The sequence below is a fragment of the Streptomyces sp. Ru73 genome (assembly GCF_002920575.1).
Taxonomy (GTDB): Bacteria; Actinomycetota; Actinomycetes; order Streptomycetales; family Streptomycetaceae; genus Streptomyces.
This window is the reverse complement of record NZ_PQSQ01000007.1, coordinates 55,802-77,380: the sequence shown is the minus strand read 5'-3', so window position 1 is coordinate 77,380 and position 21,579 is coordinate 55,802. Positions and strand designations below refer to the sequence as shown.

The window sequence follows — 21,579 nt, the reverse complement described above, 5'->3', positions numbered from 1 at the left end:
AAGGCAGCATCCCGTGACCCAGCCTGACGACACTCCCACCGTCGAGCGGAACGACGCCGCGCACCGGTACGACATCCTGCTCGGCGGCACGGCCGTGGGCTACGCCGAGTACCGCGACCGCGGCGACCAGCGAATCTTCCACCACACCGTCATCGACGACGCCTTCGCCGGCCGGGGCCTCGCGTCCCTGCTCGTGCGCCAGGCCCTCACCGACGTACACGCCGCCGGCAAGCGCATCGTGCCGGTGTGCCCGTACGTGGCCAAGTACCTCGGCAAGCACGACGAGTTCAACGACATCACCGACCCGGTGACGCGTGACGTCCTGGAGTGGCTCAAGGCGGAACTCGCCTGAGGGACGCGCTCACCGGAGCGGGCCGTGGACGGCTCGCTCCGGTGGGGAGTCCCGGCGTTCCGGCCCTGTCAGTGCTGCTGGCCGGCCACTGCCCTGGCCTCGTCGGAGGCGGCCGGTGCCGTCGGCTGCGCGCCGTCGGCCGTGCCCGTCCTCCGCCAGAGCGGCTCGAGCCGGTACGTGAGCAGGTAGATGAGCGAGCCCGCCGCGGCCGCGACGAACATGCTCAGGTCGCCGGCGCCCGGGAACGCCTTGGCGAACGGGCCGGTGAAGAGGTTGGACTGCCAGAAGGGCACCGAAGCGGCGACGCCGCCGACCCAGGCCACGAAGCCCCAGTCCAGCACCCGGGACCGGTCGTACAGCTCGGGGATGCGGCTGGTGTCGGAACGGCCGCCCAGGTAGTAGTCGAGCAGGAGCACCGCGGCGAACGGCGCGATGAAGTACGCCGTCAGGTTCAGGAAGACCTTGAACTTGTCCTCCGTACCGGACGCGCCCCACAGGCTGATGACGTACGCCAGCGCGCAGATGCCGATGACCGCCTGGGAGCGGGTGACGGGCACCTTCAGGGTCTGGATGGAGATGGCGCCGCCGTAGACGTTGAGGAAGTTCTGCGCCAGTGCGGAGAGGCCGACCGCGAGCAGTGCGGGGACGGCGAACGGGCCTGCCAGCTCGTGGAGGGCCGTGATGGTGTCGGAGCTGTTGGCGCTGCCGCCGACGACCACGCCGAGGATGCCCAGCCAGCACAGGGTGACGAAGTTGCCGAGGCCGGTGTACCAGGCGGTGCGGGAGACGACGCGCGGGGTGTCGGGCAGGTAGCGGGAGTAGTCCGAGGCGAAGGGCGCCCAGGCGACGAGGAAGGAGAGGAACCAGCCGCCGAAGGTGATCAGACCGCCGGTGCTGCCGATGAAGCCCTGCGCGTGGGGGTTGGCCTCGAAGAGCCGGCCGCCGCGGATCACGGCGACCACGGTGATCAGCGCGAAGAGCGGGGTCAGGACGTAGGTCAGCGCCTTCTGCAGGAAGTTGATCATGTTGTAGCCGTAGACGGCCACCACCATCTCGATCAGTGTCAGCACCGCAGCGCACAGCCAGAACGGCAGGTGGGTCAGCTCCGCGAAGGCCTTGCCGCCGAGGATGACGGTCACGGCCGCCCAGCCGACTCCGGCGAAGACGTTGATGTAGGCGACGGGCAGGAAGTTCCCGAAGAAGCCCAGCGGTCCCCTGGCCTGGATCTGCTGTGGTACGCCGAGCCGGACGCCCATCCGGGACATGACGGCCATGAGGAGGCAGCCGATTCCGGACCCCACGACGATGGCGACGACGGCGGCGGGGAAGCTCAGTCCGAACGAGGCCGCGTTGAAGCCGAGCAGGATGATGGGGAAGTTCAGCCCGGCGGCGAACCAGACGAAGAACTGTGAGCTGGGTTTCCCGTGCCGCTCATTGGCGGGGATGTGGTCGACGCCGAAGGGCTCGACCTTGGTGACCGAACTGCCGTAGACCGGGGCGGCCGATTCGGGCGGCGGGGAGTCATGGGTCATGCCGTACTCCTGACTGGGCGAGGGTGGGAAGGGGTCACCACGGCACCGCGGCCGTGTGCGAGGTAGCGAAGAAGCCGCCGGCCGTCCACGGGACCCTCGGCGGACTCGGCGTCGGCATCGCTGCGCCGGCCCACGCCGCCCGAGCGGATCGCCGGGCGCTCGCCCGTCCCGCCAAGGTCCTGGACCTCGGCGGGCCAGCGGGGAAGTCTCTCACATCCGCAGGCGGGGTGAGCGCGGGAGAGGCGGTCTGCAGGAGTGACGGTGCGTTCGAGAGTGCGGCTCATCACGATCCCATCAGCGAAGCTCTTGCATGGCAGAGGACCGTAGATACGCAGCCAGGTAGTGTCAACACCTCGCGCTGGAGAACTTCACGCCCTGCAGGTCAGGGCGTGTACATACAGGTCAGCACACATCCGCCCAGGTGATGCTTGACGCGCCTTGTTCGGCGAACCTAGCCTCTCTTGCATGGCACAGCCAGCCAGGACGAAAGGACGGCTGATGAGGTTCTCGATCGCTCACCACCTGGGAGCCCCCGGGCGGCCCTGTGCGTACGCCCGAGCCGTGGACGGCATCACGACCGCGGGCCGGCACGGGTCCCGGACCGCCGCGCGTACGGCGCACCACTTCGGCGCGCTGCCGGAGTCCGCCTCATGACCGGCCTCGTGCGGAAGGTGGTGACCGTCGTCGACGAGGTCCTGCTGGAGCTCGGGCGCCCGGTCGCCACGCCGGTGAAACGCGTCGCGGCCGCCGCGGTGATCCGCAACCCGTGGTCCGGGCGCGGCTTCGTCGCCGACCTGCAGCCCGAGGTCGAGGATGTCGCCCCGGGACTGGGCAGGCTGCTCACCGGAAAGCTCATCGAGACCCTGGGCGGCGTCGACCGGATCGAGGCCTTCGGCAAGGCCGCCGTGGTCGGTCTGGACGGGGAGATCGAGCACGGCGGCGCGCTGATCCATACGCCGTACTTCGGCAACGTCCTGCGCGAACTGACCGAGGGCACCTCGATCATCGTCTTCAGCGACGACCGGCTGCCCGCGGGCCAGCCCCTCACCGTGCCGCTGTGGCACAAGACGGCCGCCGCGACCCGCTCGCACTACCAGACCGTCCAGATCCGGATTCCCGACGCTCCCCGCGCCGACGAGATCGTCGTGATCGCCGCCGCTTCGTCCGGGCCGCGCCCCAACGCGCGCATCGGAGACCGCCGCACCGACCCCGCCGTCCGCCTCGCCGACCTGGAGGACGCAGCCCGATGACCGTCCGGAAGATCATCACGCTCACCGAGGACATCCACTCCGAAGGCGGCAGGCCCGTCGACCCGCCGGCCCGGACAGCGGTGGTACTCGCCGTGATGGAGAACCCGTGGGCGGGACAGGGCTTCGTGGCGGACCTCCTCCCGGGGATCGACGAAGTCGCGCCCGGGCTCGGCGAGTTGCTGGCACCACGGGTGGTCGAGGCGCTGGGCGCGCCGGTCGAGGCGTACGGCAAGGCCGCGATCGTGGGCCTGGACGGCGAGATCGAGCACGGCAGCGCGCTCATCCACACGCTCAAGTTCGGCGATCACTTCCGCAGGGCGGCGGACGCCACCACACTGCTGCCCGCGGTGGAGAAGCGGGCGGCGGCCGGCAGCGTCTTCGACATCCCGCTCAAGCACATCACCGATGCGACCATTCGCTCGCACCACCAGACGATCGAGGCACGGGTGCCGGACGGTCCCCGGCCGGACGAGATCGTGATCGGACTCGCGGCGGCCTCCCGCGGGCGCCCGCAGGCCCGGCCGGCGCCGCTGTCGACGGAGCGGTGACGGCCGGCTGAGGAGGCGGCACCGCGAGGCCGCGAAGCGGTGCGGCCAACACGGCATCGCCCCGGAGGGACCCACGGTGGGCCTTCCGGGGCGCTCGTGTGCGAAGGGCGCTGCCCCGTCTTCGCGTGACACCGTACTCCGCTGACACCCTGCTTGTATGGCAGTGACGCCGCCAGGGAGCAGTTGACGCGCAAAGCATGGGCGCACTAGCGTCTTGTGCCATGCAAGAATCCACGGGGTCGGCCAAGCGTCTGCACCGCACGAGCATGCAGGCGCGCGTAGCCGGAGAGCTGCGCGAGATGATCATCAGTGGTGAGCTGCAGCCCGGTGCCGGCCTCTCCGAGATGGCACTCTCGGAGACGTTCGGCGTCAGCCGGACTCCCATCCGCGAGGCGCTCAAGCAACTCCAGATCGAAGGTCTGGTGGAGGTGCGGCCGCGGGTCGGCACCTTCGTGGCCGAGCCGTCGCGGCGGGAGATCACCGAGCTGTTCCAGATGAAGGAGCTGCTGGAGGGCGCCGCCGCCCGGCTGCTGGCCCTCCGCGGCCGGGTACCGGAAGTGGACCGGCTCGAGGACACCATGCGCCAGGCCGACGAGGCGGTGCACGCCGGTGACGCCGACCGGTACGCGGAGCTGGTACACGAATTCCACGAGCTGATCGTCATCGGTGCGGACAACAGCAAGCTCGACGCGCACTACCGCACCCTGATGAACCAGCTGGCCTACACCCGGCTGGTCCGTACGTCGCTGATGCAGCCCGGCCGGCTGAGCGAGTCCGACCACGAGCACCACCGCGTCCTGGACCTCATCCTCGCCAAGGACGGCGACGGAGCCGAGCGCGTGATGCGCGAGCACGTACGCCGCAGCCACCAAGCGGTCATGGCCGGCCTGGACGACTCGAAGCGCGGCTGACGAGGGCTGCAGCGTCCCGCTGCATATCCGAGTGCCCCCGCTGAAGACCCGAACGTCCCGCTGAAGGCCCGAGCGCTCCGCCGCGAACCGAAGCGCTCCGGAACCACAACGGCCTGCTCCCCGCACGGCCGGCGGGGAACAGGCGAAGGGTTGGCGGTCCGAGGGCGACGCCGCGCCACGGGGCGTCAGCGGCTCAGCGGCTCAGCGGTTCACTGGAAAGCGGGCACGACTTCCTTGATGAACAGCTCCAGGGAGGCGCGCTTCTCCTCGTGCGAGAGGCTGTTGTCGATCCAGAAGCTGTACTCGTCGACGCCCAGCTCCTCGTACGTGCGCAGCCGCTCGATGACCTCGGCCGGGGTGCCGATCACCGCCGTCCTGTGCAGCGACTCCGGCGAGAACTCCGGCCGCTCGGCGAACTTGGACTCCGGGCTGGGCTCGAGGAACCCGTTCACCGGGGTGGTCTTGTTGCCGAACCACGCGTCGAAGGTGCGGTAGTAGCGGTTGATGCCCTCAGCGGCCGGGCGCCAGCCCTCCGGGTCGTCGGGCGAGTGGACGTGGGTGTGGCGCAGCACCATCAGCTGGGGACGCGGCACCTCGGGGTGGTTGGCCACCGCGGTGTCGAACTTCCGCTTGAGGTCGACGACTTCCTCGTCGCCCTTCATCAGCGGGGTGACCATGACGTTGCAGCCCTGGGCCACCGCGAAGTCGTGCGAGGCGGGGTCGCGCGCCGCGATCCACATGGGCGGCGTGGGCTGCTGCACCGGCTTGGGCACACTGGTCGACGTGGGGAACTTCCAGATCTCGCCGTCATGGGCGTAGTCGCCCTGCCAGAGCGCGCGGACGGCGGGTACGAGCTCGCGCAGGTGCTTGCCGCCCTCGGCGGCCGGCAGCCCGTCCGCCATCCGGTCGAACTCGAACTGCTGGGCGCCGCGGGCCAGTCCGACCTCCATGCGGCCGTTGCTGATGACGTCGAGCAGTGCGCATTCGCCGGCGACCCGGAGCGGGTGCCAGAAGGGGGCCACGATGGTTCCGGCGCCCAGGCGGATGGTCGAGGTCTGCGCGGCCAGGTGGGCCAGCAGCGGCATCGGGCTCGGGGAGATCACGTACTCCATCGCGTGGTGCTCACCGATCCACACGGTGCTGAACCCGCCGGCCTCGGCCATCAGGGTCAGCTCGGAGAGGTTCTCGAAGAGCTGCCGGTGGCTTTCCGTCTCGTCCCAGCGCTCCATGTGCACGAACAGGGAAAATCGCATGGTTGGTCCTCGTGATGTCTACGGGAGCGGCCGGCTGCCGGGCGCGGCGTGCTGGTCGCTGTGGTTCTCGGTGGTCACGCCGGCCTGCGGCGCGCCTGCATCGAATTCGGCGAGGGTGACGTCACCGGTGGCCCAGTGCGTCCGGGGCACCTCGTGGACGACGACGCGGATGTGTTCGGGCCGGGTGTTCACGGTGCGCAGGACCGCGGCGTGCACCTCGTGCATCATGGTGCGGAGCTGCTCCGGGGTGCGGCCCTCGGCGATGGTGATCGCTACCTGGGGCATGTCAGCTCCGCATCGTGAACGGATCGGCCACGGGCTCCTCGCTCGTGTTGATCCAGACGCTCTTGAGCCGGGTGTACTCCTTGATGGTCTCGGTGCCGTGCTCGACGCCGGCGCCGCTGGTCTTGAAGCCCTGCCGCGGGGACATCGGCGACATGGCCCGGTAGGTGTTCACCCAGACCGTTCCCGCGTCCAGCCGCGCCGCCATCCGGTGGGCCCGCGAGAGGTTCTGCGTCCAGACGCCGGCCGCGAGCCCGTACTCGGTGTCGTTCGCGAGGCGGACGACCTCCTCCTCGGTGTCGAACGGCATGACAGCGACGACGGGCCCGAAGATCTCCTCGCGCACGACGCGCATGCTGTTGTCGACGTCCACCAGGACGGTGGGCTCGTAGAAGTAGCCGCCGAGGCCGCCGTCGGTGGGGCTGCCGCCGGTCAGTACGCGGGCGCCCTCGCTGCGCCCGAGGTCGACGTAGCCGGCGACCTTGTTGCGCTGCTCGGCGAAGGCCAGCGGGCCGAGTTCGGTCGTGTCGTCCAGCGGGTCGCCGATGCGGATGCTCTTGGCGCGTTCGCAGACGCGCTCCAGCAGCTCGTCGTGGACGGAGCGGTGGGCGAAGACCCGGCTGCCGGCGATGCAGGTCTGCCCGGCGGCGGCGAAGATGCCGGCGATCACGCCCATCGCGGCGTTGGCGATGTTGGCGTCCTCGAAGACGATGTTGGGTGACTTGCCGCCGAGTTCAAGGGTCGAGCCGATGAAGCGGCTCGCGGCCGCCGCGGCGATGCGCGATCCGGTGGCGGTGCTGCCGGTGAAGGAGATCTTCGCGAGGTCGCGATGGTCGACCAGGGCCTGGCCTGCCTCGGCGCCGAAGCCGGTGACGACGTTCACCGCGCCGGGCGGGAACCCCGCCTCCAGCGCCAGTTCGGCCAGCTTGAGGACCGTGGCCGAGGTGTACTCCGAGGGCTTGATCACGACGGTGTTGCCCGCGCAGAGCGCGGGTGCCAGCTTGCTGCTGGTGAGCGTGAGCGGCGAGTTCCAGGGTGTGATCGCGCCGACGACGCCCAGCGGCTCCCGCGCCGTGTAGTTCAGCACCTGGCGGTCGGAGGTGGGGATGAAGTCCCCGTGGATCTTGTCCGCCAGCCCCGCGTAGTAGTGGTAGTACTCCGGCAGGGTGGCCAGCTGTCCGCGCATCTCGCGCAGCAGCTTGCCGTTGTCCTGCGTCTCCATGCGGGCGAGTTCTTCGGCGTTCTCGGCGATCAGGTCGCCGAGCCGGCGCAGCAGGTGGCCGCGGCGCGTCTGGCTGAGGTCGCGCCAGCGCGGGTCCTCGTACGCGTTCCGCGCTGCGGCCACGGCCCGCTCGACGTCGGCGGCGTTGCCGCGGGCCGCCCGGTAGAGCGTCTCGCGGGTGGCCGGGTTGGTGCTCTCGAAGTACTCGCCGGACGCGGGCTCGACCGGGGTCCCGCCGATGAAGTGCTCCAGCGTGGTGAGGTCAGGCATGTGCGCACTCTCCGATGAAGGTGGTGAGGCAGTCGGCGAAGGCCTCGGGGCGCTCGACGGGCAGCATGTGCCGCGCCGCGGGGATGACCACCGCACGGCAGTCGGGCAGCGCCGCGGCGAGCCGGTGGGTCATCTCGGGAGTGGATCCGGGATCGTTCTCCCCGGTGACGGCCAGCGCCGGCCGGGTGATCCGGTCCAGGTGCGGTGCGATCTCGGCGTCCGCTGTGGCGAAGACGCGGTAGCAGTTGAGGAAGGACGAGACGTCGTTGGCCCGCAGTGTCGCGGCGGTGCGGGCGACCTGGGCGGGGTCGACGTCGGTGCCGGCGTACCAGCGCTCCAGGGACGCCTCCGTGCTCGCGGTGAAGTCGGCCTGCGCGCACCGCAGCCGGGCGAGGACGGCCGCCCGCTCCTCCAGCGTCCGCCGGCACACCGAGCTGACCGAGGTCAGTGTGGCCACCAGATCGGGGCGGTGCAGCGCCAGGTGCTGGGCCACGAGCGCGCCCAGCGAGAATCCGACCAGGTGCGAGCCCGCCGGGATCTGACCGGCGACCCCGCGGGCCAGGTCGGCGAGCGTCACGCCGTCGGCCGCCGGCGGGCGGCTGCCGTGGCCCGGCAGGTCGGGGGTGAGCACGGTGAAGCGGTCGGCCAGGAGCGTGGCGGCGGGCTCCCACATGGTGTGGTCGAGCCCGACACCGTGCAGCAGTACGACGGTCGGCTTGCTCATGGCCGCCTACTGTTCGGTCGAGAGCGCCGCCAGGCGCTGCTGGGGGCGGCCCTGCGCGGCGGCGGCGAGCGCGACGACGATTTCGCCGGGGCGCGGGGCGTCGCCGATCCGGGCCTCGACGGTCTGGTGGTGGGACCGGATGGTGGCGTCGGTGATGTGCTTCAGCGGGATGTCGAAGACGGTGCCGGCGTCCGCGCGCTTCTCGACGGCGGGCAGCAGGGTGGTGGCGTTGGCGGCCTTGCGGAAGTGGTCGCCGAACTTGAGCGTGTGGATGAGGGCCGAGCCGTGCTCGATCTCGCCGTCCAGGCCGACGATGGCCGCCTTGCCGTACGCCTCGGCGGGGGCGCCGAGGGCGTCCAGGACCGCGGGGGCCAGCAGCGCGCCGAGGTCGGAGGCGGTGGCGTCGATGCCCGGCGCGAGGTCCTCGACGAATCCCTGGCCGGCCCACGGGTTCTCGATCACCGCTGCGACGACGGCGACCCGGGCGGCGGGGGTGACCTCACGGCCGCCTTCGGTGCGGACCTCCTCGACGGTGGTCACGATCTTACGGACGTTCATGGCAGGACTTCCTTCAGTAGGGCAACGGTGACGGCGGGGCCGGCCGTACGGGTCCCGGTGCGCGGGACGGTCGAGGCATCGTCGGCGGGGCGGTGCCGGTGACGGCTGCCGGAGGCGGTGGGTGGTGCGAGGCAGCGCGAGTCGCCGGTGTGCGGTGTGCCGGAGCGGTGCGGGCACCGTTTCCGCCTCGGGAGCGTCGGTGCGCGTACACCTGTCCGCAGAAGGTCCGGGGAAGCCACCACGACGGGTGAAGCACCTCGTACGCCGGCACGATCCGCGATGCGCTCTTGCATGGCACAGACCGTAGACATCGCGCTTGTATGGGTCAAGAGGATGAGGCACGGGATTTCTCCACGCCGTCGCAATGCCCCCTCCCCCGCCTGCACGTGCACCAACTGACCTGCCTCTTTACCGGCCTGCGCAGGTGGGGACGCAGTCCGTTCGCGGTGGACCCTTGACACTCAACTCGTCAGCGGTCTTACTACTTCTTGTATGCCAGACCGGCGGCCCGAGGACCGCCGTGGAGCCGGCTGCACCTGCCAGCACCCCGTATCACCACGCGCGCCTTTCTCCGTGCTCTCCACCGGCCTGACGGTGCCCCTTCTGGAAAGAGCCGGGCGCAGACCGAAAGGAGAACGAACGATGTCGACCACTGAAGCGCGTCGCACGCTCATCGAGCAGGTATGGGCCGCTGCCTGGGGCCAGGGGGACGTCGACGCGCTCGACCAGCTGCTCAGCCCGGACTACCGGCGGCACAGCGCGGAGGGGGACCCGCAGGACCTGAGCGCCTTCAAGACCTCCGTCCTCGCCACCCGCTCGGCCTTTCCCGACCTGGTCACCACCATCGACGACATCGTGGTCGACGGTGACCGGGCGGCGATCCGCTGGCACAGCAACGGAACCCACGAGAACTCCCTCCTCGGCGTTCCGGCCACCCAGCGGCGGGTCGAGGTGGGCGGCGCCACCTTCGCCCGCTTCGAGGGCGACACCGTCGCCGAGGAGTTCGTGACGTGGGACCCCCGGGCGCTGCTCTCGGCGCTGGGGATCATCCGGGTGGGACAGGACTGAACGATCACCATGACGAGGAGCAGTGTTATGCCCGCGCTTTCCGCACAGCCCGACATGGACCTGATGAAGCAGGTCAACCGGCAGTTCATCACCGGCGTCACGGTCGTCACCACGAGGGACGCGGGCACCCCCAAGGGGCTGGCCGTCAATGCGTTCTCCAGCATCTCGCTCGATCCCGCCACGGTGATGGTGTGCGTCCAGCACACCTCGTCCACGCACGACTGCCTCTTCCGGGCCGACCACCTGGCGATCAACATCCTCTCCACGGACCAGCTCGACGTCGTCACCACCTTCGCGAGGAAGTCCGACGACAAGTTCGCCGACCTGGAGTGGGAGCCGGGGCCGTACGGAAGCCCGCTGATCGCCCGCAGCAGCGCGCAGATGGAGGTCGAGATCCGCGAGCGGCTGCAGGCCAGCACGCACACCGTCTTCATCTGCCGGGTCGTCCATGCCGCGGTCACCGAGAACCCCCCGATGGTCTACGCCTCGGGCAAGTTCTTCGACGGCGGCGCCCTCGCACCGCTGGGATGACCGGCGGGCGACGGCAGGGACGAGAGGAAGGCCGGCAGCCGGTGAATCTCAGCACGAGCGGCTCGCGCAACGGGTCGATGCAGGTCACGGTCACCGCTGAGATGCGGCGCCGCATCATCGAGGGTGACATCGAACCCGGCGCACCGCTCTCCGAGCTCGCCCTCGCGGAGGAGTTCGGAGTCAGCCGTACACCGGCCCGCGAGGCCCTCAAGCAGCTCGCGGCCGAGGGGCTGGTCGAGATCCGGCCGCGCGTCGGCACCTTCGTCACCACCCCGTCCCGCCGTGAGATCACCGAGCTCTTCGAGATGAAGGAGCTCATCGAGGGGGCGGCCGCGCGACTCCTCGCGAAGCGCGGCCGCGTGGCGGAGATCGGCCTGCTCGAACGGAACCTGCGCGAGGCCGACGAGGCGGTGGCGCGGGGCGACCGGAAGCGGCACGCCGAACTGGTCCAGGAATTCCATGACGTGCTCATCACCGGCGCCGACAACAGCAAGCTGGAGGGCCACTACCGGATGCTGATGAACCAATTGGCCTACGGCCGGCTGGTCAAGACGTCGTTGAGCCAGCCGGGGCGCGCCCTGGAATCGGACCGCGAGCACCATCTCGTCCTGGAGCTGATCCTCGAGAAGGACGCCGACAGCGTCGAACACGTCATGCGCGAGCACGTGCGGGCCAGCCGGCGCGCCTTGCTGGCGGGCCTCCCCACCAGCCGGCACGAGAAGACACTCTCCGCCTGATGCGGCCCCAGGTGGCCGGGACGCGGTCGGGGCCGGCCGGGAGGTGTTCGGCAGCCGGCCGCGTCCCGGCCGGAACCACCCCAGGACAGGACGACAGGACCGTGAGGAAGACCATGAGCGACGTGTACGCCCCCAGTCCGGCCCTCCGCGCGCAGGCGTCCCCGCTCCCCCGCACCGTGGTGGCGGTGGTCCTCTCCTGGCGCGGGCGCGTCGGCCTGTTCAAGCGCAGCCGCCACGTCGGACACGACGCGGGCCTGTGGCACTGCGTCACCGGCTTCCTCGACGCCGACGGCAGCGCACACGCCCAGGCGCTGCTGGAGCTGTACGAGGAGACCGGGCTCACGGCCGCCGACCTCACCGGCTTCCGCGCCGGACCGGTCCTGGAGCCGGCCGACGCCCACGGCGGCCACTGGCAGGTGCACACCTTCCACGCCGAGACCACACGCAGGAAACTGCGGCTGAACCGGGAGCACGACGCATACCGCTGGGTGCGCCCGCAGTCCGTACCCCGCTTCGACGGCCAAGTCCCCTGGCTGCGCGACGTACTGACCACACTGCCGGACTAGTTGGCGCCTCCTGCGCAGGCCCCGGAGGCTACTTGCCCGCCATCTCGCGGCGTGACAGGCGGCCGCCGGAGCGCAGCCATTCGACACGTCCGCCCGCGCCGCGCACGAAGTCGACCCGGGTGTGGGTGTCCTCGCCGTCCGGAGTCAGGGCGAGCGCGTGGTCGGGACGGTAGAACGCCAGCCGGCCCACGGGCTTGGCCTCGACCGTGGCCACGAGCCCGCCCTTCTCGGCGAAGACTTCCTCCTGTTCGAGGGTGACCAACTGACCTGCCTCGTCGACCTCCTGCCGGGTGTAGCGGCCCTCGTACCGGGCCAGCTCCCGCCGGGACAGCGCATGCGGGCGGGCCGGAAGGTTGCTGAGGCCGGCGAAGCGGCGCAGCGCCCAGTCGTCGGCGAAGAGGTCGAGCACCAGGCGGGCGCCGCCCTCGGAGTTGGTGAGCAGGGTGAAGGCGAAGCCGCGGTCGGGCACCAGCAGGAAGCCGGAGTGCTGGCCGGGTGTGTCCCCGCCGTGTTGCACGATGCGGACGCCCTGTGCGCTCGGCCGCAGCATCCAGGTGACGCCCACGCCGTCGATCTCGACGTACAGCGTGCCGCCCGGCCCGGGGTGCGCGCGCATCGCCACGAGGGACCGGCGGGTGAGGAGCCGGGTGCGGCTGCCGGGTACGGTGCCGTCGCCGAGGTGGAAGCGGGCCCAGCGCAGCTGGTCGCGGGCGCTGGAGATCAGGCCGCCGGCGGCGGCGAGACTCCGCGGGAGGGCGAAGTCCGACGGGGCGACCACCGGCTTGCCGTCCGCCACGCGGTGGGAAGCGGCCACGTTCAGCCCGATGACCTCGTTCACGAAGTACCGGCTGTGGGTCATCCCCAGCGGGTCGATGAGCAGGTCGCGCACCGCCGACTCGTACGGCCCGCCGGTGACCCTCTCGACGACCCGGCCGGCCAGCTCCACCGCGGCGTTGTTGTAGGCGAACACCGCGCCGGGCGGGGAAAGTTGAGGGAGGCGTACCATGCCCGCCACGTACTGCGCTGCCGCGTCGTCCCCCGCGCCGGTGTCCTGGTAGTCGTCGCCCAGCCAGCCCGCCGTGTGGTTGAGCACCTGGCGCAGGGTGACCCGGGATGCCACGGACGGTTCGGCGGTGCGGAATTCCGGCAGGTAGCGGCGCACTGGCGCGTCCAGCGCGAGCCGGCCGCCTTCCACCAGCCGCATCACGGTGGTGCCGGTGAACGTCTTCGTCGTGGAGCCGATGCGGAACACGGTGTCGCCGTCGACCGGCACCGGGTAGTCGACGTTGGTCACCCCGTACCCCTTGACGTACTCCGTGCCCCGGTACAGCACGCCCACCGCCGCTCCGGGGATGCCGTACGCGGCCATGCCCGCCCTGATCTTCTTGTCCAGCTCCCGGAACAGCGGGTCGGTGCGTCCGGGGGCGGCCGCGGGCCGGGGCCGGGGCGGCGCCGGGGTGGCCGGCGTCGACGGTCCGAGCACCGGGACGGCCGCCGCCGTCGCCGCGGACACCGTGGCGGCTCGGAGCAGGGTACGACGCGTGACGCAAGAGGTGGCTCCGGGCATGGTCTTCCTCCAGTCGCGTGCCGTCGGGGGCAGTCGTGGGAGGTGCGTGAGCGGACCGGATGGCAGAGCACCCGCAGTATGCCGCCGCCACGGGCCCGGCGCGGCGGCGCGAACCGGCCGTCCTGCGAGTCGACGCGATGCCGCCCGCGTGCCGGCCGCCGCACGCGACGGGGAGCGGCCGGCGTCCGGGCAGGGCGGCCGTGCGGTGCGCTCGCCATCGAGGAACGCGTGATCAGCGCTCTCCCGGAGGACCGCCTGGCGGCCCGGCTCGCCGATCTCGACGCCATGGCCGAGGCGCTCGGCGAGTGACAGCGGCGGGACGACGGCGGACGAAAGTGGCCGAAGCCTGCAAATAGTTACCGAACCTTCACGCGCGGCAACCGGTAATCCCCACCAGGGCGGCAACCCGATCCTTTGGTGACAGAGGGGAGATGACCGTGGTGATCGCTATCGCCATTTCGCTCCTGCCGGTCTTGGTAGTGCTGCTGTATACGACGGATCGCCTGGAGGACTGGCTTCTCGGCCAGTCACCGACGGCCCGTCAGGCACGGGGCCGACACCTGGAGTTGGTGCACAGCAACGACGCGGCGGACGGCCGACGTACCGGACGGCGCACAGACCGCTCCGGTACCGAGCACACTCAGCAGTCCGATGCTGCGTGAGGCGGACTTTCCACAGGCGGAAAACTCAGCTGAACCCACAGTGCTGCCGGCCGAACCGCCCGGCAGCACCAACTGATCCACTCGGCCGGCGCCAGTGGCCCCGGCTAGCGGAGAGGCTGCCCCGGGCTCGGCGGCGTGCCGTCTCCCCCATCGCCGGCACTCCCCAGCTCGCACAGTTCGGCGACGAGCCCCCGCGCGTACCCCTCGTCCGTCTCCGGGATCGAGAAGACCACCCGGAAGTACAGCGGAGCGACCACGCGGTCCAGCACCCGCTCCAGTGACGGCGTCTCCTCCCCCCGCCGCGCAGCGGCCTCCAGCGGCTCCTGAAAGCGCGCGCTCACCCGCTCCAGGCACTCACGCAGCCCGGCCCGGCGGTCGTCCACGTCCGGTGCCACTTCGGCGCGGAAGAACGCCACGCCGCCGGGGCGGGACAGATCGGTAAGGGTCCACACCGCCGCCTGCTCCAGGTCCGCCCGCAGGTCACCGAGCAGTTCCGGTGCCGCCTCGTCCTTGCGCTGCGCGGCCACGTCCGCCAGGAGGGCGGACGTCGTTCCCCAACGGCGGTAGACGGAACTGGGGTTGACACCGGCGCGGCGCGCCACCGCGGGGACGGTCACCTTGTCGGCGCCGATTTCCTGCACCAGGTCGACCGTCGCCCGGTGCACGGCGGCACGTACGCGCGCACTGCGGCCGCCGGGCCGGCTGTCTTTGCTTTTGGCGGGCATTCCTCCACCTTAAAGCAAAGAGTTGCGCTTTAGCGATCGCTCCGCCTAAGTTGCTTAAAGCACAGACCAATGCTTTTAGGGCTCTCATGGAGGTTCCCATGTCCCAGTACGAAGCCGCCCACCAGCTCGGCAAGGAGTTCCACGGTTACCTCACCGCAGGTGACTGGGACGGCATCCGGACGCTGCTCACGGACGACGCCACGTGGACGCTCCCCGGCGACAACACCATCTCCGGTACGGCGGTGGGCGCCGACGCGATCGTGGAGCGGGCGAAGAAGATCGCGTCCTACGGGCTGCGCTTCGAGCTGCTGCACATCCTGGTCAGCCGCGAGAACATGGCCCTTTCCCTGCACAACACGGCCCGTCGCGGCGAGCTCCGGCTGGACGAGCACCTGTCCACGGTCTGCCGGCTGCGCGACGGCAGGATCGCCGGCATCGAGACCTATCTGTCCGACGTCACCGGCATGAACGCGTTCTTCGTCTGAGGACGGCAACGCGACGTTTTCCCCGGCGCCCGCCCGGCCCGGCGCACCCGTACGTCAGGGTGCGCCCCGCCGCGGGCGCCGTTCCGCATGCCCGCACGTCACGCCTGGCGGGCAGCCCCCTGCAGCTGCTCGACCGCCTCGACCAGGGGCGCGAGCACCGGATCGGCGGCGGCCTGGTCCAGGGCCTCGCGCAGGGCCGTGTTGTGAGTGGGACGGGCCTCTTCCAGGAGGCGCAGGCCGGCGTCGGTGACGTTGGTGTAGATGCCGCGGCGGTCGGTGGGGCACAGGTAGCGCGAGAGCAGGCCGCGGTCCTCCAGCCGGGTCACCAGCCGCGTGGTGGCGCTCTGACTGAGGACGACGGCGTCGGCGACCTGCCGCATCTGCAGGTGGCCGCCCTCGCCGTCGTGCTGGCGACTCAGCACGTCCAGCAGCGAGTACTCGCGCGCGCTCAGCTTGTGCGCGGCCTGCAGCGCACGTTCGACCTGGCTCTCGATGCGTCCGTGGAGCAGTGAGAGGGCCGACCAGCTGTGCGCCAGTGCGGTCATCGCCGGGTCGGTGGCGGTCATGAGCAGCTCCCTCATTCGGGTCGTGCGAGCGGAGGCGCCGACGGGCGGCCCGCCCCGGTATCACGCACTTCACTATACCCGCATTTGCCATTAGCCCGCGCGTGCAATTATTGTCGACGCTTGTAAGGCGCTCTTGCCCGTAAGGCGCTGGCGCAACTTCGCTCCGTGCGGCTCTGCCCGTACGGTTCCGCACCTCAAAGGACCCTCGTCATGCCGCTCGCACTGCTGGCCCTGGCCATAGGGGCCTTCGGAATCGGCACCACGGAATTCGTGATCATGGGGCTGCTGCCCCAGGTCGGCGCGGACCTCGGTGTGTCCGTCCCGACGGCCGGCTTCCTGGTCACCGGCTACGCCCTCGGCGTCATGATCGGCGCTCCGATCATGACCGTCCTCGGCACGAAGATCTCCCGCAAGAACATGCTCATGCTGCTCATGGGCCTGTTCATCCTCGGCAACGTCATCTCCGCCGTCGCCCCGGTGTTCGCCGTCATGCTGATCGGCCGCGTGGTGGCCTCGCTGGCCCACGGCGCCTTCTTCGGCATCGGCTCCGTCGTCGCCGCCGAACTGGTGGCGCCGGAGAAGAAGGCCGGCGCCATCTCCATGATGTTCACCGGCCTCACCGTGGCCAACGTCGTCGGCGTGCCCCTGGGCACGTTCGTGGGTCAGAGCGCCGGCTGGCGCGTGACCTTCTTCATCGTCGCCGCCCTCGGCGTACTGGGCCTGGCCGGCGTCGCCAAGCTCGTGCCGGACGTCCCCAAGCCGGCCGGCGTGCAGCTGCGGCACGAGGTCGCCGCCTTCAAGAACACGCAGGTCGTCCTGGCCATGGCCATGACGGTCCTCGGCTTCGGTGGTGTGTTCGCCGCGATCACCTACATCGCGCCGATGATGACCGAGGTCAGCGGCTTCGCCGAGTCCTCCGTCACCTGGCTGATGGTGATCTTCGGGCTGGGCATGGTGGCGGGCAACCTCATCGGCGGCCGGTTCGCCGACCGCAAGCTCATGCCGATGCTCTACACCGCGCTGGGCGGCCTGGCGCTGGTCCTGCTGCTGTTCACCTTCCTGGCCTCGGGCAAGGCCGCGTCCGTCGTGGCCGTCTTCCTCATCGGCGCGCTCGGCTTCGCCACCGTCCCGCCGCTGCAGAAGCGCGTACTGGACCACGCACACGGTGCCCCGACGCTGGCCTCGGCGGCCAACATCGGCGCCTTCAACCTGGGCAACGCGCTGTCCGCCTGGCTCGGCGGCCTGGTGATCTCCGCCGGGCTCGGCTACACCGCGCCCAACGCCGTCGGTGCCGTCCTGGCCGCCGCCGCCCTGGTGCTGGCCGTCATCTCCCACCGGCTCGAACTGCGGCCCGCCCGTACCGCCGGGGCTTCCGCACCGGCGGACCTCGGTCCGGCCGCGACGAAGCCCGGCTCCGCCCGTACCCGCGTCGGCTCCGGCCCGGCGCGCCCCGACCTCGCGGCGGCCGCCGACCCCGGCACCACTCCCGCCGCGGCGGAAGCCGCCCGCTCCTGACCGCCGTACGTGCGGCACCCTCCCCCGGCCCCCGCGGGCTCCCACCCCACCACGCAAGGAAAGTCCCCATGAGCACCACCACCGTCACCCCGCTGACCACCGCCGACGCCGAGACCCTCGTCAACGCCGCGCGCCGCGCCGCCGACGAGGCGGGCGTCCCCGTCAGCATCACCGTCCTCGACGCCGGCGGGCACCTGCTGGCCTTCCGCCGCGACGAGCGCGCCGTCCTCATCTCCGGTGAGACCAGCACGGCGAAGGCGTACACCGCGCTGCAGCTCAACGCGCCGACGGCCGACCTGGCCGACCTGGTGAAGCCGGACGGCCCGTTCCACTCCCTGCCCACCGCGCTGGACAAGCCCCTGCTGTTCATCGCCGGCGGTGTGCCGGTCCACCGCGACGGCCGGCTCATCGGCGCCCTCGGCCTCGGCGGCGGCGCCCCCGAGCAGGACCACGGCTTCGCGCAGGCCGCCCTCCAGGCGCTCTGACCAGCTCCGCCCCTCGGCGGGCCGCGGAGCCGCACACCGGCCCGCCGCCCACTCCCCCGCCCTCCCTCGCGCAGCAACAGCAACAGCAACAACAACAACAGCACCACCGAAAGGACCCCCGATGACTTCCGTACCGAACGTGTCGAACGTGCCGAACGTGCCGCTCAACAACGGTGTGACCATGCCCCAGCTGGGCTTCGGCGTCTTCCAGGTCCCCGACGAGGAGACCACCGCCGCGGTCACCAGCGCCTTGGAGGCCGGTTACCGCAGCATCGACACGGCCGCGATCTACGGCAACGAGCGCGGCGTCGGCAAGGCCATCGCCGCCTCCGGCCTCGCCCGCGAGGAGCTGTTCGTCACGACCAAGCTGTGGAACGAGGACCAGGGTTACGACCGCACCCTGGCCGCGTTCGACGCCTCCCTGGAGAAGCTCGGCCTCGACCACGTCGACCTCTACCTCATCCACTGGCCCACCCCGGCCCGTGACCTGTACGTGGAGACCTACAAGGCGCTGGAGAAGATCCTCGCCGACGGGCGGACCCGCGCCATCGGCGTCTCCAACTTCCAGATCCCGCACCTGCAGCGGCTCATGGAGCACACCGGCATCACCCCGGCGGTCAACCAGGTGGAGCTGCACCCCGGCCTCCAGCAGGCCGAGCTGCGTGCCTTCCACGCCGAGCACGGCATCGCGACCGAGGCCTGGAGCCCCCTGGCCCAGGGTGCCGTCCTCGGCGACGAGGCGGTCGTACGGACCGCCGAGGCGCACGGCGTCACCCCGGCGCAGGCCGTACTGCGCTGGCACCTGCAGACCGGCAACGTCGTGATCCCGAAGTCCGTCACCCCGGCCCGCATCCGGCAGAACCTCGACGTCTTCGGCTTCGAGCTGACCGACGCCGACATGGCGGCGCTCGCGGGCCTGGACCGCGGGCTGCGCACCGGCCCGGACCCCGACACGCTCAACTGACCGCCCCCGGACGCCTCCGAACGCCCCACAGCCTCGACGAGAGGAACCCACCATGCAGATCGACCTCTCCGGCCGCACCGCCCTGGTCACCGGCTCCACCCAGGGCATCGGCCTCGCCATCGCCACCGGCCTGGCCCGCGCGGGAGCGCGCGTCGTCGTCAACGGCCGCGGCGCGGAGCGCGTCGCGGACGCCGTCCGCACCGTACGCGCCGACACCGGCAGCGACGACGTCTCCGGCGCCGTGGGCGACCTGGCGACGGAGGAGGGCGCCGCGGCCGTACTGGAGGCCGTGCCCTCGGTCGACATCCTGGTCAACAACCTCGGCGTCTTCGGCTCCGCCGATCCACTGGAGATCGGCGACGCCGAGTGGCGCCGCTACTTCGAGGTCAACGTCCTCTCCGCCGTCCGGCTCATCCGCGCCTACCTGCCCGGGATGAAGGAGCGGGGCTGGGGCCGCGTCCTCAACATCGCCAGCGACTCGGCCGTGGTGATCCCCGCCGAGATGATCCACTACGGCATGACGAAGACCTCGCTGCTGGCCGTGAGCCGTGGGTTCGCCAAGGATGCCGCCGGCACCGGCGTCACCGTCAACTCCGTCATCGCCGGGCCGACCCACACCGGCGGCGTCGAGGGATTCGTCCGCGAGCTGGTCGGCGACGAGCTGCCCTGGGACGAGGCGCAGCGCGAGTTCATGGTCAAGTACCGCCCGCAGTCGCTGCTGCAGCGCCTCATCGAGCCCGAGGAGATCGCCAACCTGGTCGTCTACCTCGCCTCGCCGTACGCCTCCGCCACGACCGGCGGCGCCGTACGCGTCGACGGCGGTTACGTCGACTCGATCCTGCCGTGATCCCGGCGCCTCGGCCCGCCACCTGATCCCGCCGTCGGCCACGGCACCCCGCACGACGGCCCCCCACACGTACGAAAGAGAACGACTGATGAGCCTCACCCACCTGCTGCCCGGTTCGCTGGGCTTCGGTACCGCCCCGATGGGCAACATGTTCCGCGCCATCCCCGAGGACGAGGCGCAGGCCACCCTGCAGGCCGCCTGGGACCAGGGCATCCGGTACTACGACACCGCCCCGATCTACGGCGCGGGCCTGGCCGAGATGCGGCTCGGCGAGATGCTGTCCCGGCATCCGCGTGACTCCTTCGTCCTGTCCACGAAGGTCGGCCGGATCATCCACGACGAGGTGGAGGACCCCGCCACCCGCGACCTGGGCGAGAAGGGCGGCCTCTTCGAGCACGGCCGTCCCAACAAGGTGACGGACGACTACAGCGCCGACGCCACCAAGCGCTCCATCGAGGACAGCCTCGAGCGGCTGAACACCGACCGGCTGGACATCGTCTGGGTGCACGACGTCGCCCAGGACTTCCACGGCGACCGCTGGCTCGCCCAGTTCGAGACCGCCCGCACCGGCGCCTTCCGGGTCCTGGACGACCTGCGCGACCAGGGCGTCATCAGGGCCTGGGGCCTGGGCGTCAACCGCGTCGAGCCCATCGAGCTCACCCTGTCCCTGGACGAACCCCGCCCCGACGGATTCCTCCTCGCCGGCCGCTACACCCTCCTCGACCACCGCCAGGCGCTGCAGCGGCTGCTGCCCGCAGCGCAGGAGCAGGGCGTCGACATGGTCGTCGGCGGCCCGTACAGCTCCGGTGTCCTGGCCGGCGGTACCCACTTCGAGTACCAGGAGGCCCCGGCGCACATCGTGGAGACCGTGCGGCGCATCCGGGAGCTGACCGACCGGCACGGTGTGTCCATCAAGGCCGCGGCCCTGCAGTTCGCGCTCGCGCACCCGGTGACCGCCGCCGCGATTCCCGGTGCCTCCCGGCCCTCCCGCATCGCCGAGGACCTCGGCGCCCTCGGCGAGGAGATCCCCGCGGCCTTCTGGCAGGACCTGCGGGAGACCGGCCTGCTCGACCCGGCGGCGCCGCTCCCGGCCGGCGCCTGACACCCACGCCCCGGCAAGCGGAGCCCCGGCCGATCCGACGATCGGCCGGGGCTCCGCTCGTTCAGTACCGACAGCCGTTCAGTACCGACAACCGGTCGGCTTTGACGATCGTTCAGTGTCGACGGTCGTTAAGTATTGACGACCTCTGTTTGGCATGACTTAATTCCGGTACCCGAGAGAGGGGCAGGAACCGTGGCCGACAGCGCTCAGCCGGAAGAACCGGCCGCCGACGATCCGGCCCAGCAGGTGGGGGCCGAGATCAAGCGCATGCGTACCGAACGCGGCCTGACACTGCGGGACCTGGCGGAACGCTGTGGGCTCTCCGCCGGTTTCCTCTCGCTGGCCGAGCGCGGCATCAACGCGATCTCGCTGACCTCGCTCTTCGCGCTGGCCAACGCGCTGGAGGTGGACGCCGTCGAACTGCTGGGCGCGGCCGGGCGGCGGAGCCGGCACGAGTACGCGGTCACCCGGCACGACGACCCGCACGCCACGACGGTGGCGATGGGCGAGCGTACGCACCGCGTGCTGACCGCTGACCTGCCGGACCAGGGCATCGAAGTACTGGCCACGACGGTGCGGCCGACCGCCGAGCCGTCACCGGTCACGCAGCACGACGGCGAGGAGTTCTGCTACGTGCTGCGGGGTGAGCTGACGTTCCTGCTGCCGGACGAGACGGCCGTGCTCACCGCGGGCGACTCGATCCACTTCAAGTCCCGGATTCCGCACGCCATTCACAACCGCGGCACCGACACAGCGGAGGTGCTCTGGACGGTCGACCGCCCGCTGCTGCGGCGACCCGACGGCACGCTCTGCTGACCGCGTTCCACCTGTTGCCGGTGCACGCCACTCACGGAGAG

Annotated in this window: 26 protein-coding genes; 17 read left to right on the top strand and 9 right to left on the bottom strand. The window is 71.0% G+C overall.

Features of this window, described 5'->3' with window-relative positions; all coding sequences use genetic code 11:
- The first annotated feature begins 13 nt into the window (after nt 1-13).
- A complete protein-coding gene (locus C3486_RS37665; protein WP_103831372.1) occupies nt 14-352 on the top strand; it encodes a GNAT family N-acetyltransferase in 339 nt (112 codons plus the stop codon).
- Nucleotides 353-420: 68 nt separating this feature from the next.
- Here C3486_RS37665 and C3486_RS05210 read toward each other — a convergent pair whose 3' ends face one another.
- Nucleotides 421-1,884: a cytosine permease gene (locus C3486_RS05210; protein WP_103831371.1), complete on the bottom strand. Its 1,464-nt coding sequence runs from the start codon at nt 1,882-1,884 to the stop codon at nt 421-423.
- Between the two features lie 498 nt (nt 1,885-2,382).
- Here C3486_RS05210 and C3486_RS37150 point away from each other — a divergent pair, with 498 nt between their 5' ends.
- From C3486_RS37150 to C3486_RS05195, 4 genes are all read left to right on the top strand, one after another.
- Nucleotides 2,383-2,538, top strand: coding sequence for a hypothetical protein (locus C3486_RS37150; RefSeq protein ID WP_181138451.1), 156 nt, complete (start codon nt 2,383-2,385; stop codon nt 2,536-2,538).
- Nucleotides 2,535-3,134, top strand: coding sequence for an amino acid synthesis family protein (locus tag C3486_RS05205; protein ID WP_103831370.1), 600 nt, complete (start codon nt 2,535-2,537; stop codon nt 3,132-3,134). Before C3486_RS37150 ends, C3486_RS05205 begins: the two co-directional genes overlap by 4 nt.
- The gene (locus C3486_RS05200; protein WP_103831369.1) at nt 3,131-3,682 is read left to right on the top strand and encodes an amino acid synthesis family protein; all 552 of its coding nucleotides are present in this window, start codon (nt 3,131-3,133) and stop codon (nt 3,680-3,682) included. Before C3486_RS05205 ends, C3486_RS05200 begins: the two co-directional genes overlap by 4 nt.
- Before the next feature lie 221 nt (nt 3,683-3,903).
- Complete coding sequence (locus tag C3486_RS05195; protein WP_103831368.1) at nt 3,904-4,593, top strand: GntR family transcriptional regulator; 690 nt, start codon at nt 3,904-3,906, stop codon at nt 4,591-4,593.
- 209 nt (nt 4,594-4,802) lie between these two features.
- On the opposite strand, the gene C3486_RS05190 is transcribed toward C3486_RS05195, so the two are convergent.
- The 5 genes from C3486_RS05190 to C3486_RS05170 are packed head-to-tail and all read right to left on the bottom strand — an operon-like array spanning nt 4,803 to nt 8,902.
- Complete coding sequence (locus tag C3486_RS05190) at nt 4,803-5,846, bottom strand: LLM class flavin-dependent oxidoreductase (protein WP_103831367.1); 1,044 nt, start codon at nt 5,844-5,846, stop codon at nt 4,803-4,805.
- Nucleotides 5,847-5,864: 18 nt separating this feature from the next.
- A complete protein-coding gene (locus tag C3486_RS05185) occupies nt 5,865-6,131 on the bottom strand; it encodes a tautomerase family protein (RefSeq protein ID WP_103831366.1) in 267 nt (88 codons plus the stop codon).
- 1 nt (nt 6,132) lies between these two features.
- Nucleotides 6,133-7,620, bottom strand: coding sequence for an aldehyde dehydrogenase (locus C3486_RS05180; protein WP_103831365.1), 1,488 nt, complete (start codon nt 7,618-7,620; stop codon nt 6,133-6,135).
- On the bottom strand, nt 7,613-8,344 hold the full coding sequence (locus tag C3486_RS05175; RefSeq protein WP_103831364.1) for an alpha/beta fold hydrolase: 732 nt from the start codon (nt 8,342-8,344) through the stop codon (nt 7,613-7,615). The genes C3486_RS05180 and C3486_RS05175 overlap by 8 nt, the downstream gene beginning before the upstream one ends.
- A 6-nt stretch (nt 8,345-8,350) precedes the next feature.
- On the bottom strand, nt 8,351-8,902 hold the full coding sequence (locus tag C3486_RS05170; protein ID WP_103831363.1) for an amino acid synthesis family protein: 552 nt from the start codon (nt 8,900-8,902) through the stop codon (nt 8,351-8,353).
- Between the two features lie 642 nt (nt 8,903-9,544).
- On the opposite strand from C3486_RS05170, the gene C3486_RS37905 reads away from it, so the two are divergent.
- From C3486_RS37905 to C3486_RS05150, 4 genes are all read left to right on the top strand, one after another.
- Nucleotides 9,545-9,970, top strand: a complete 426-nt coding sequence (locus C3486_RS37905; protein WP_103831362.1) for an ester cyclase — start codon at nt 9,545-9,547, stop codon at nt 9,968-9,970.
- A gap of 27 nt (nt 9,971-9,997) precedes the next feature.
- Nucleotides 9,998-10,501: a flavin reductase family protein gene (locus C3486_RS37900; protein ID WP_103831361.1), complete on the top strand. Its 504-nt coding sequence runs from the start codon at nt 9,998-10,000 to the stop codon at nt 10,499-10,501.
- 41 nt (nt 10,502-10,542) lie between these two features.
- Complete coding sequence (locus C3486_RS05155) at nt 10,543-11,238, top strand: GntR family transcriptional regulator (RefSeq protein ID WP_258052607.1); 696 nt, start codon at nt 10,543-10,545, stop codon at nt 11,236-11,238.
- 113 nt (nt 11,239-11,351) lie between these two features.
- Nucleotides 11,352-11,804 (top strand): NUDIX domain-containing protein, encoded by a 453-nt coding sequence (locus tag C3486_RS05150; protein WP_181138450.1) that lies wholly within the window; start codon nt 11,352-11,354, stop codon nt 11,802-11,804.
- A gap of 28 nt (nt 11,805-11,832) precedes the next feature.
- Here C3486_RS05150 and C3486_RS05145 read toward each other — a convergent pair whose 3' ends face one another.
- Nucleotides 11,833-13,371: a serine hydrolase gene (locus C3486_RS05145; RefSeq protein WP_103831359.1), complete on the bottom strand. Its 1,539-nt coding sequence runs from the start codon at nt 13,369-13,371 to the stop codon at nt 11,833-11,835.
- 431 nt (nt 13,372-13,802) lie between these two features.
- On the opposite strand from C3486_RS05145, the gene C3486_RS05140 reads away from it, so the two are divergent.
- Nucleotides 13,803-14,033, top strand: a complete 231-nt coding sequence (locus tag C3486_RS05140) for a hypothetical protein (RefSeq protein ID WP_103831358.1) — start codon at nt 13,803-13,805, stop codon at nt 14,031-14,033.
- A gap of 104 nt (nt 14,034-14,137) precedes the next feature.
- Here C3486_RS05140 and C3486_RS05135 read toward each other — a convergent pair whose 3' ends face one another.
- Nucleotides 14,138-14,758: a TetR/AcrR family transcriptional regulator gene (locus C3486_RS05135; RefSeq protein WP_103831357.1), complete on the bottom strand. Its 621-nt coding sequence runs from the start codon at nt 14,756-14,758 to the stop codon at nt 14,138-14,140.
- 98 nt (nt 14,759-14,856) lie between these two features.
- Here C3486_RS05135 and C3486_RS05130 point away from each other — a divergent pair, with 98 nt between their 5' ends.
- On the top strand, nt 14,857-15,243 hold the full coding sequence (locus C3486_RS05130) for a nuclear transport factor 2 family protein (protein ID WP_103831356.1): 387 nt from the start codon (nt 14,857-14,859) through the stop codon (nt 15,241-15,243).
- Nucleotides 15,244-15,341: 98 nt separating this feature from the next.
- Here C3486_RS05130 and C3486_RS05125 read toward each other — a convergent pair whose 3' ends face one another.
- Nucleotides 15,342-15,809, bottom strand: coding sequence for a MarR family winged helix-turn-helix transcriptional regulator (locus C3486_RS05125; RefSeq protein WP_103831355.1), 468 nt, complete (start codon nt 15,807-15,809; stop codon nt 15,342-15,344).
- 210 nt (nt 15,810-16,019) lie between these two features.
- Here C3486_RS05125 and C3486_RS05120 point away from each other — a divergent pair, with 210 nt between their 5' ends.
- From C3486_RS05120 to C3486_RS05095, 6 genes are all read left to right on the top strand, one after another.
- Nucleotides 16,020-17,324: an MFS transporter gene (locus tag C3486_RS05120; RefSeq protein WP_146074961.1), complete on the top strand. Its 1,305-nt coding sequence runs from the start codon at nt 16,020-16,022 to the stop codon at nt 17,322-17,324.
- A gap of 68 nt (nt 17,325-17,392) precedes the next feature.
- Nucleotides 17,393-17,809: a heme-binding protein gene (locus tag C3486_RS05115; protein ID WP_103831354.1), complete on the top strand. Its 417-nt coding sequence runs from the start codon at nt 17,393-17,395 to the stop codon at nt 17,807-17,809.
- Between the two features lie 121 nt (nt 17,810-17,930).
- Nucleotides 17,931-18,773, top strand: coding sequence for an aldo/keto reductase (locus C3486_RS05110; RefSeq protein WP_181138449.1), 843 nt, complete (start codon nt 17,931-17,933; stop codon nt 18,771-18,773).
- A gap of 52 nt (nt 18,774-18,825) precedes the next feature.
- Nucleotides 18,826-19,620, top strand: a complete 795-nt coding sequence (locus tag C3486_RS05105; protein ID WP_103831353.1) for an SDR family NAD(P)-dependent oxidoreductase — start codon at nt 18,826-18,828, stop codon at nt 19,618-19,620.
- Between the two features lie 88 nt (nt 19,621-19,708).
- The gene (locus tag C3486_RS05100) at nt 19,709-20,722 is read left to right on the top strand and encodes an aldo/keto reductase (protein WP_103831352.1); all 1,014 of its coding nucleotides are present in this window, start codon (nt 19,709-19,711) and stop codon (nt 20,720-20,722) included.
- Between the two features lie 192 nt (nt 20,723-20,914).
- Nucleotides 20,915-21,538, top strand: coding sequence for a helix-turn-helix domain-containing protein (locus C3486_RS05095; RefSeq protein WP_103831351.1), 624 nt, complete (start codon nt 20,915-20,917; stop codon nt 21,536-21,538).
- The last annotated feature ends 41 nt before the right edge of the window (nt 21,539-21,579 follow it).

Excerpts from the sequence above, each read along its gene's own strand:
- C3486_RS05210 (WP_103831371.1), bottom strand. The coding sequence starts at position 1,884 with ATGACCCATGACTCCCCGCCGCCCGAATCGGCCGCCCCGGTCTACGGC.
- C3486_RS37150 (WP_181138451.1), top strand. The coding sequence starts at position 2,383 with ATGAGGTTCTCGATCGCTCACCACCTGGGAGCCCCCGGGCGGCCCTGT.
- C3486_RS05205 (WP_103831370.1), top strand. The coding sequence starts at position 2,535 with ATGACCGGCCTCGTGCGGAAGGTGGTGACCGTCGTCGACGAGGTCCTG.
- C3486_RS05200 (WP_103831369.1), top strand. The coding sequence starts at position 3,131 with ATGACCGTCCGGAAGATCATCACGCTCACCGAGGACATCCACTCCGAA.
- C3486_RS05195 (WP_103831368.1), top strand. The coding sequence starts at position 3,904 with ATGCAAGAATCCACGGGGTCGGCCAAGCGTCTGCACCGCACGAGCATG.
- C3486_RS05190 (WP_103831367.1), bottom strand. The coding sequence starts at position 5,846 with ATGCGATTTTCCCTGTTCGTGCACATGGAGCGCTGGGACGAGACGGAA.
- C3486_RS05185 (WP_103831366.1), bottom strand. The coding sequence starts at position 6,131 with ATGCCCCAGGTAGCGATCACCATCGCCGAGGGCCGCACCCCGGAGCAG.
- C3486_RS05180 (WP_103831365.1), bottom strand. The coding sequence starts at position 7,620 with ATGCCTGACCTCACCACGCTGGAGCACTTCATCGGCGGGACCCCGGTC.
- C3486_RS05175 (WP_103831364.1), bottom strand. The coding sequence starts at position 8,344 with ATGAGCAAGCCGACCGTCGTACTGCTGCACGGTGTCGGGCTCGACCAC.
- C3486_RS05170 (WP_103831363.1), bottom strand. The coding sequence starts at position 8,902 with ATGAACGTCCGTAAGATCGTGACCACCGTCGAGGAGGTCCGCACCGAA.
- C3486_RS37905 (WP_103831362.1), top strand. The coding sequence starts at position 9,545 with ATGTCGACCACTGAAGCGCGTCGCACGCTCATCGAGCAGGTATGGGCC.
- C3486_RS37900 (WP_103831361.1), top strand. The coding sequence starts at position 9,998 with ATGCCCGCGCTTTCCGCACAGCCCGACATGGACCTGATGAAGCAGGTC.
- C3486_RS05150 (WP_181138450.1), top strand. The coding sequence starts at position 11,352 with ATGAGCGACGTGTACGCCCCCAGTCCGGCCCTCCGCGCGCAGGCGTCC.
- C3486_RS05145 (WP_103831359.1), bottom strand. The coding sequence starts at position 13,371 with ATGCCCGGAGCCACCTCTTGCGTCACGCGTCGTACCCTGCTCCGAGCC.
- C3486_RS05140 (WP_103831358.1), top strand. The coding sequence starts at position 13,803 with ATGACCGTGGTGATCGCTATCGCCATTTCGCTCCTGCCGGTCTTGGTA.
- C3486_RS05135 (WP_103831357.1), bottom strand. The coding sequence starts at position 14,758 with ATGCCCGCCAAAAGCAAAGACAGCCGGCCCGGCGGCCGCAGTGCGCGC.
- C3486_RS05130 (WP_103831356.1), top strand. The coding sequence starts at position 14,857 with ATGTCCCAGTACGAAGCCGCCCACCAGCTCGGCAAGGAGTTCCACGGT.
- C3486_RS05125 (WP_103831355.1), bottom strand. The coding sequence starts at position 15,809 with ATGACCGCCACCGACCCGGCGATGACCGCACTGGCGCACAGCTGGTCG.
- C3486_RS05120 (WP_146074961.1), top strand. The coding sequence starts at position 16,020 with ATGCCGCTCGCACTGCTGGCCCTGGCCATAGGGGCCTTCGGAATCGGC.
- C3486_RS05115 (WP_103831354.1), top strand. The coding sequence starts at position 17,393 with ATGAGCACCACCACCGTCACCCCGCTGACCACCGCCGACGCCGAGACC.
- C3486_RS05110 (WP_181138449.1), top strand. The coding sequence starts at position 17,931 with ATGACTTCCGTACCGAACGTGTCGAACGTGCCGAACGTGCCGCTCAAC.
- C3486_RS05105 (WP_103831353.1), top strand. The coding sequence starts at position 18,826 with ATGCAGATCGACCTCTCCGGCCGCACCGCCCTGGTCACCGGCTCCACC.
- C3486_RS05100 (WP_103831352.1), top strand. The coding sequence starts at position 19,709 with ATGAGCCTCACCCACCTGCTGCCCGGTTCGCTGGGCTTCGGTACCGCC.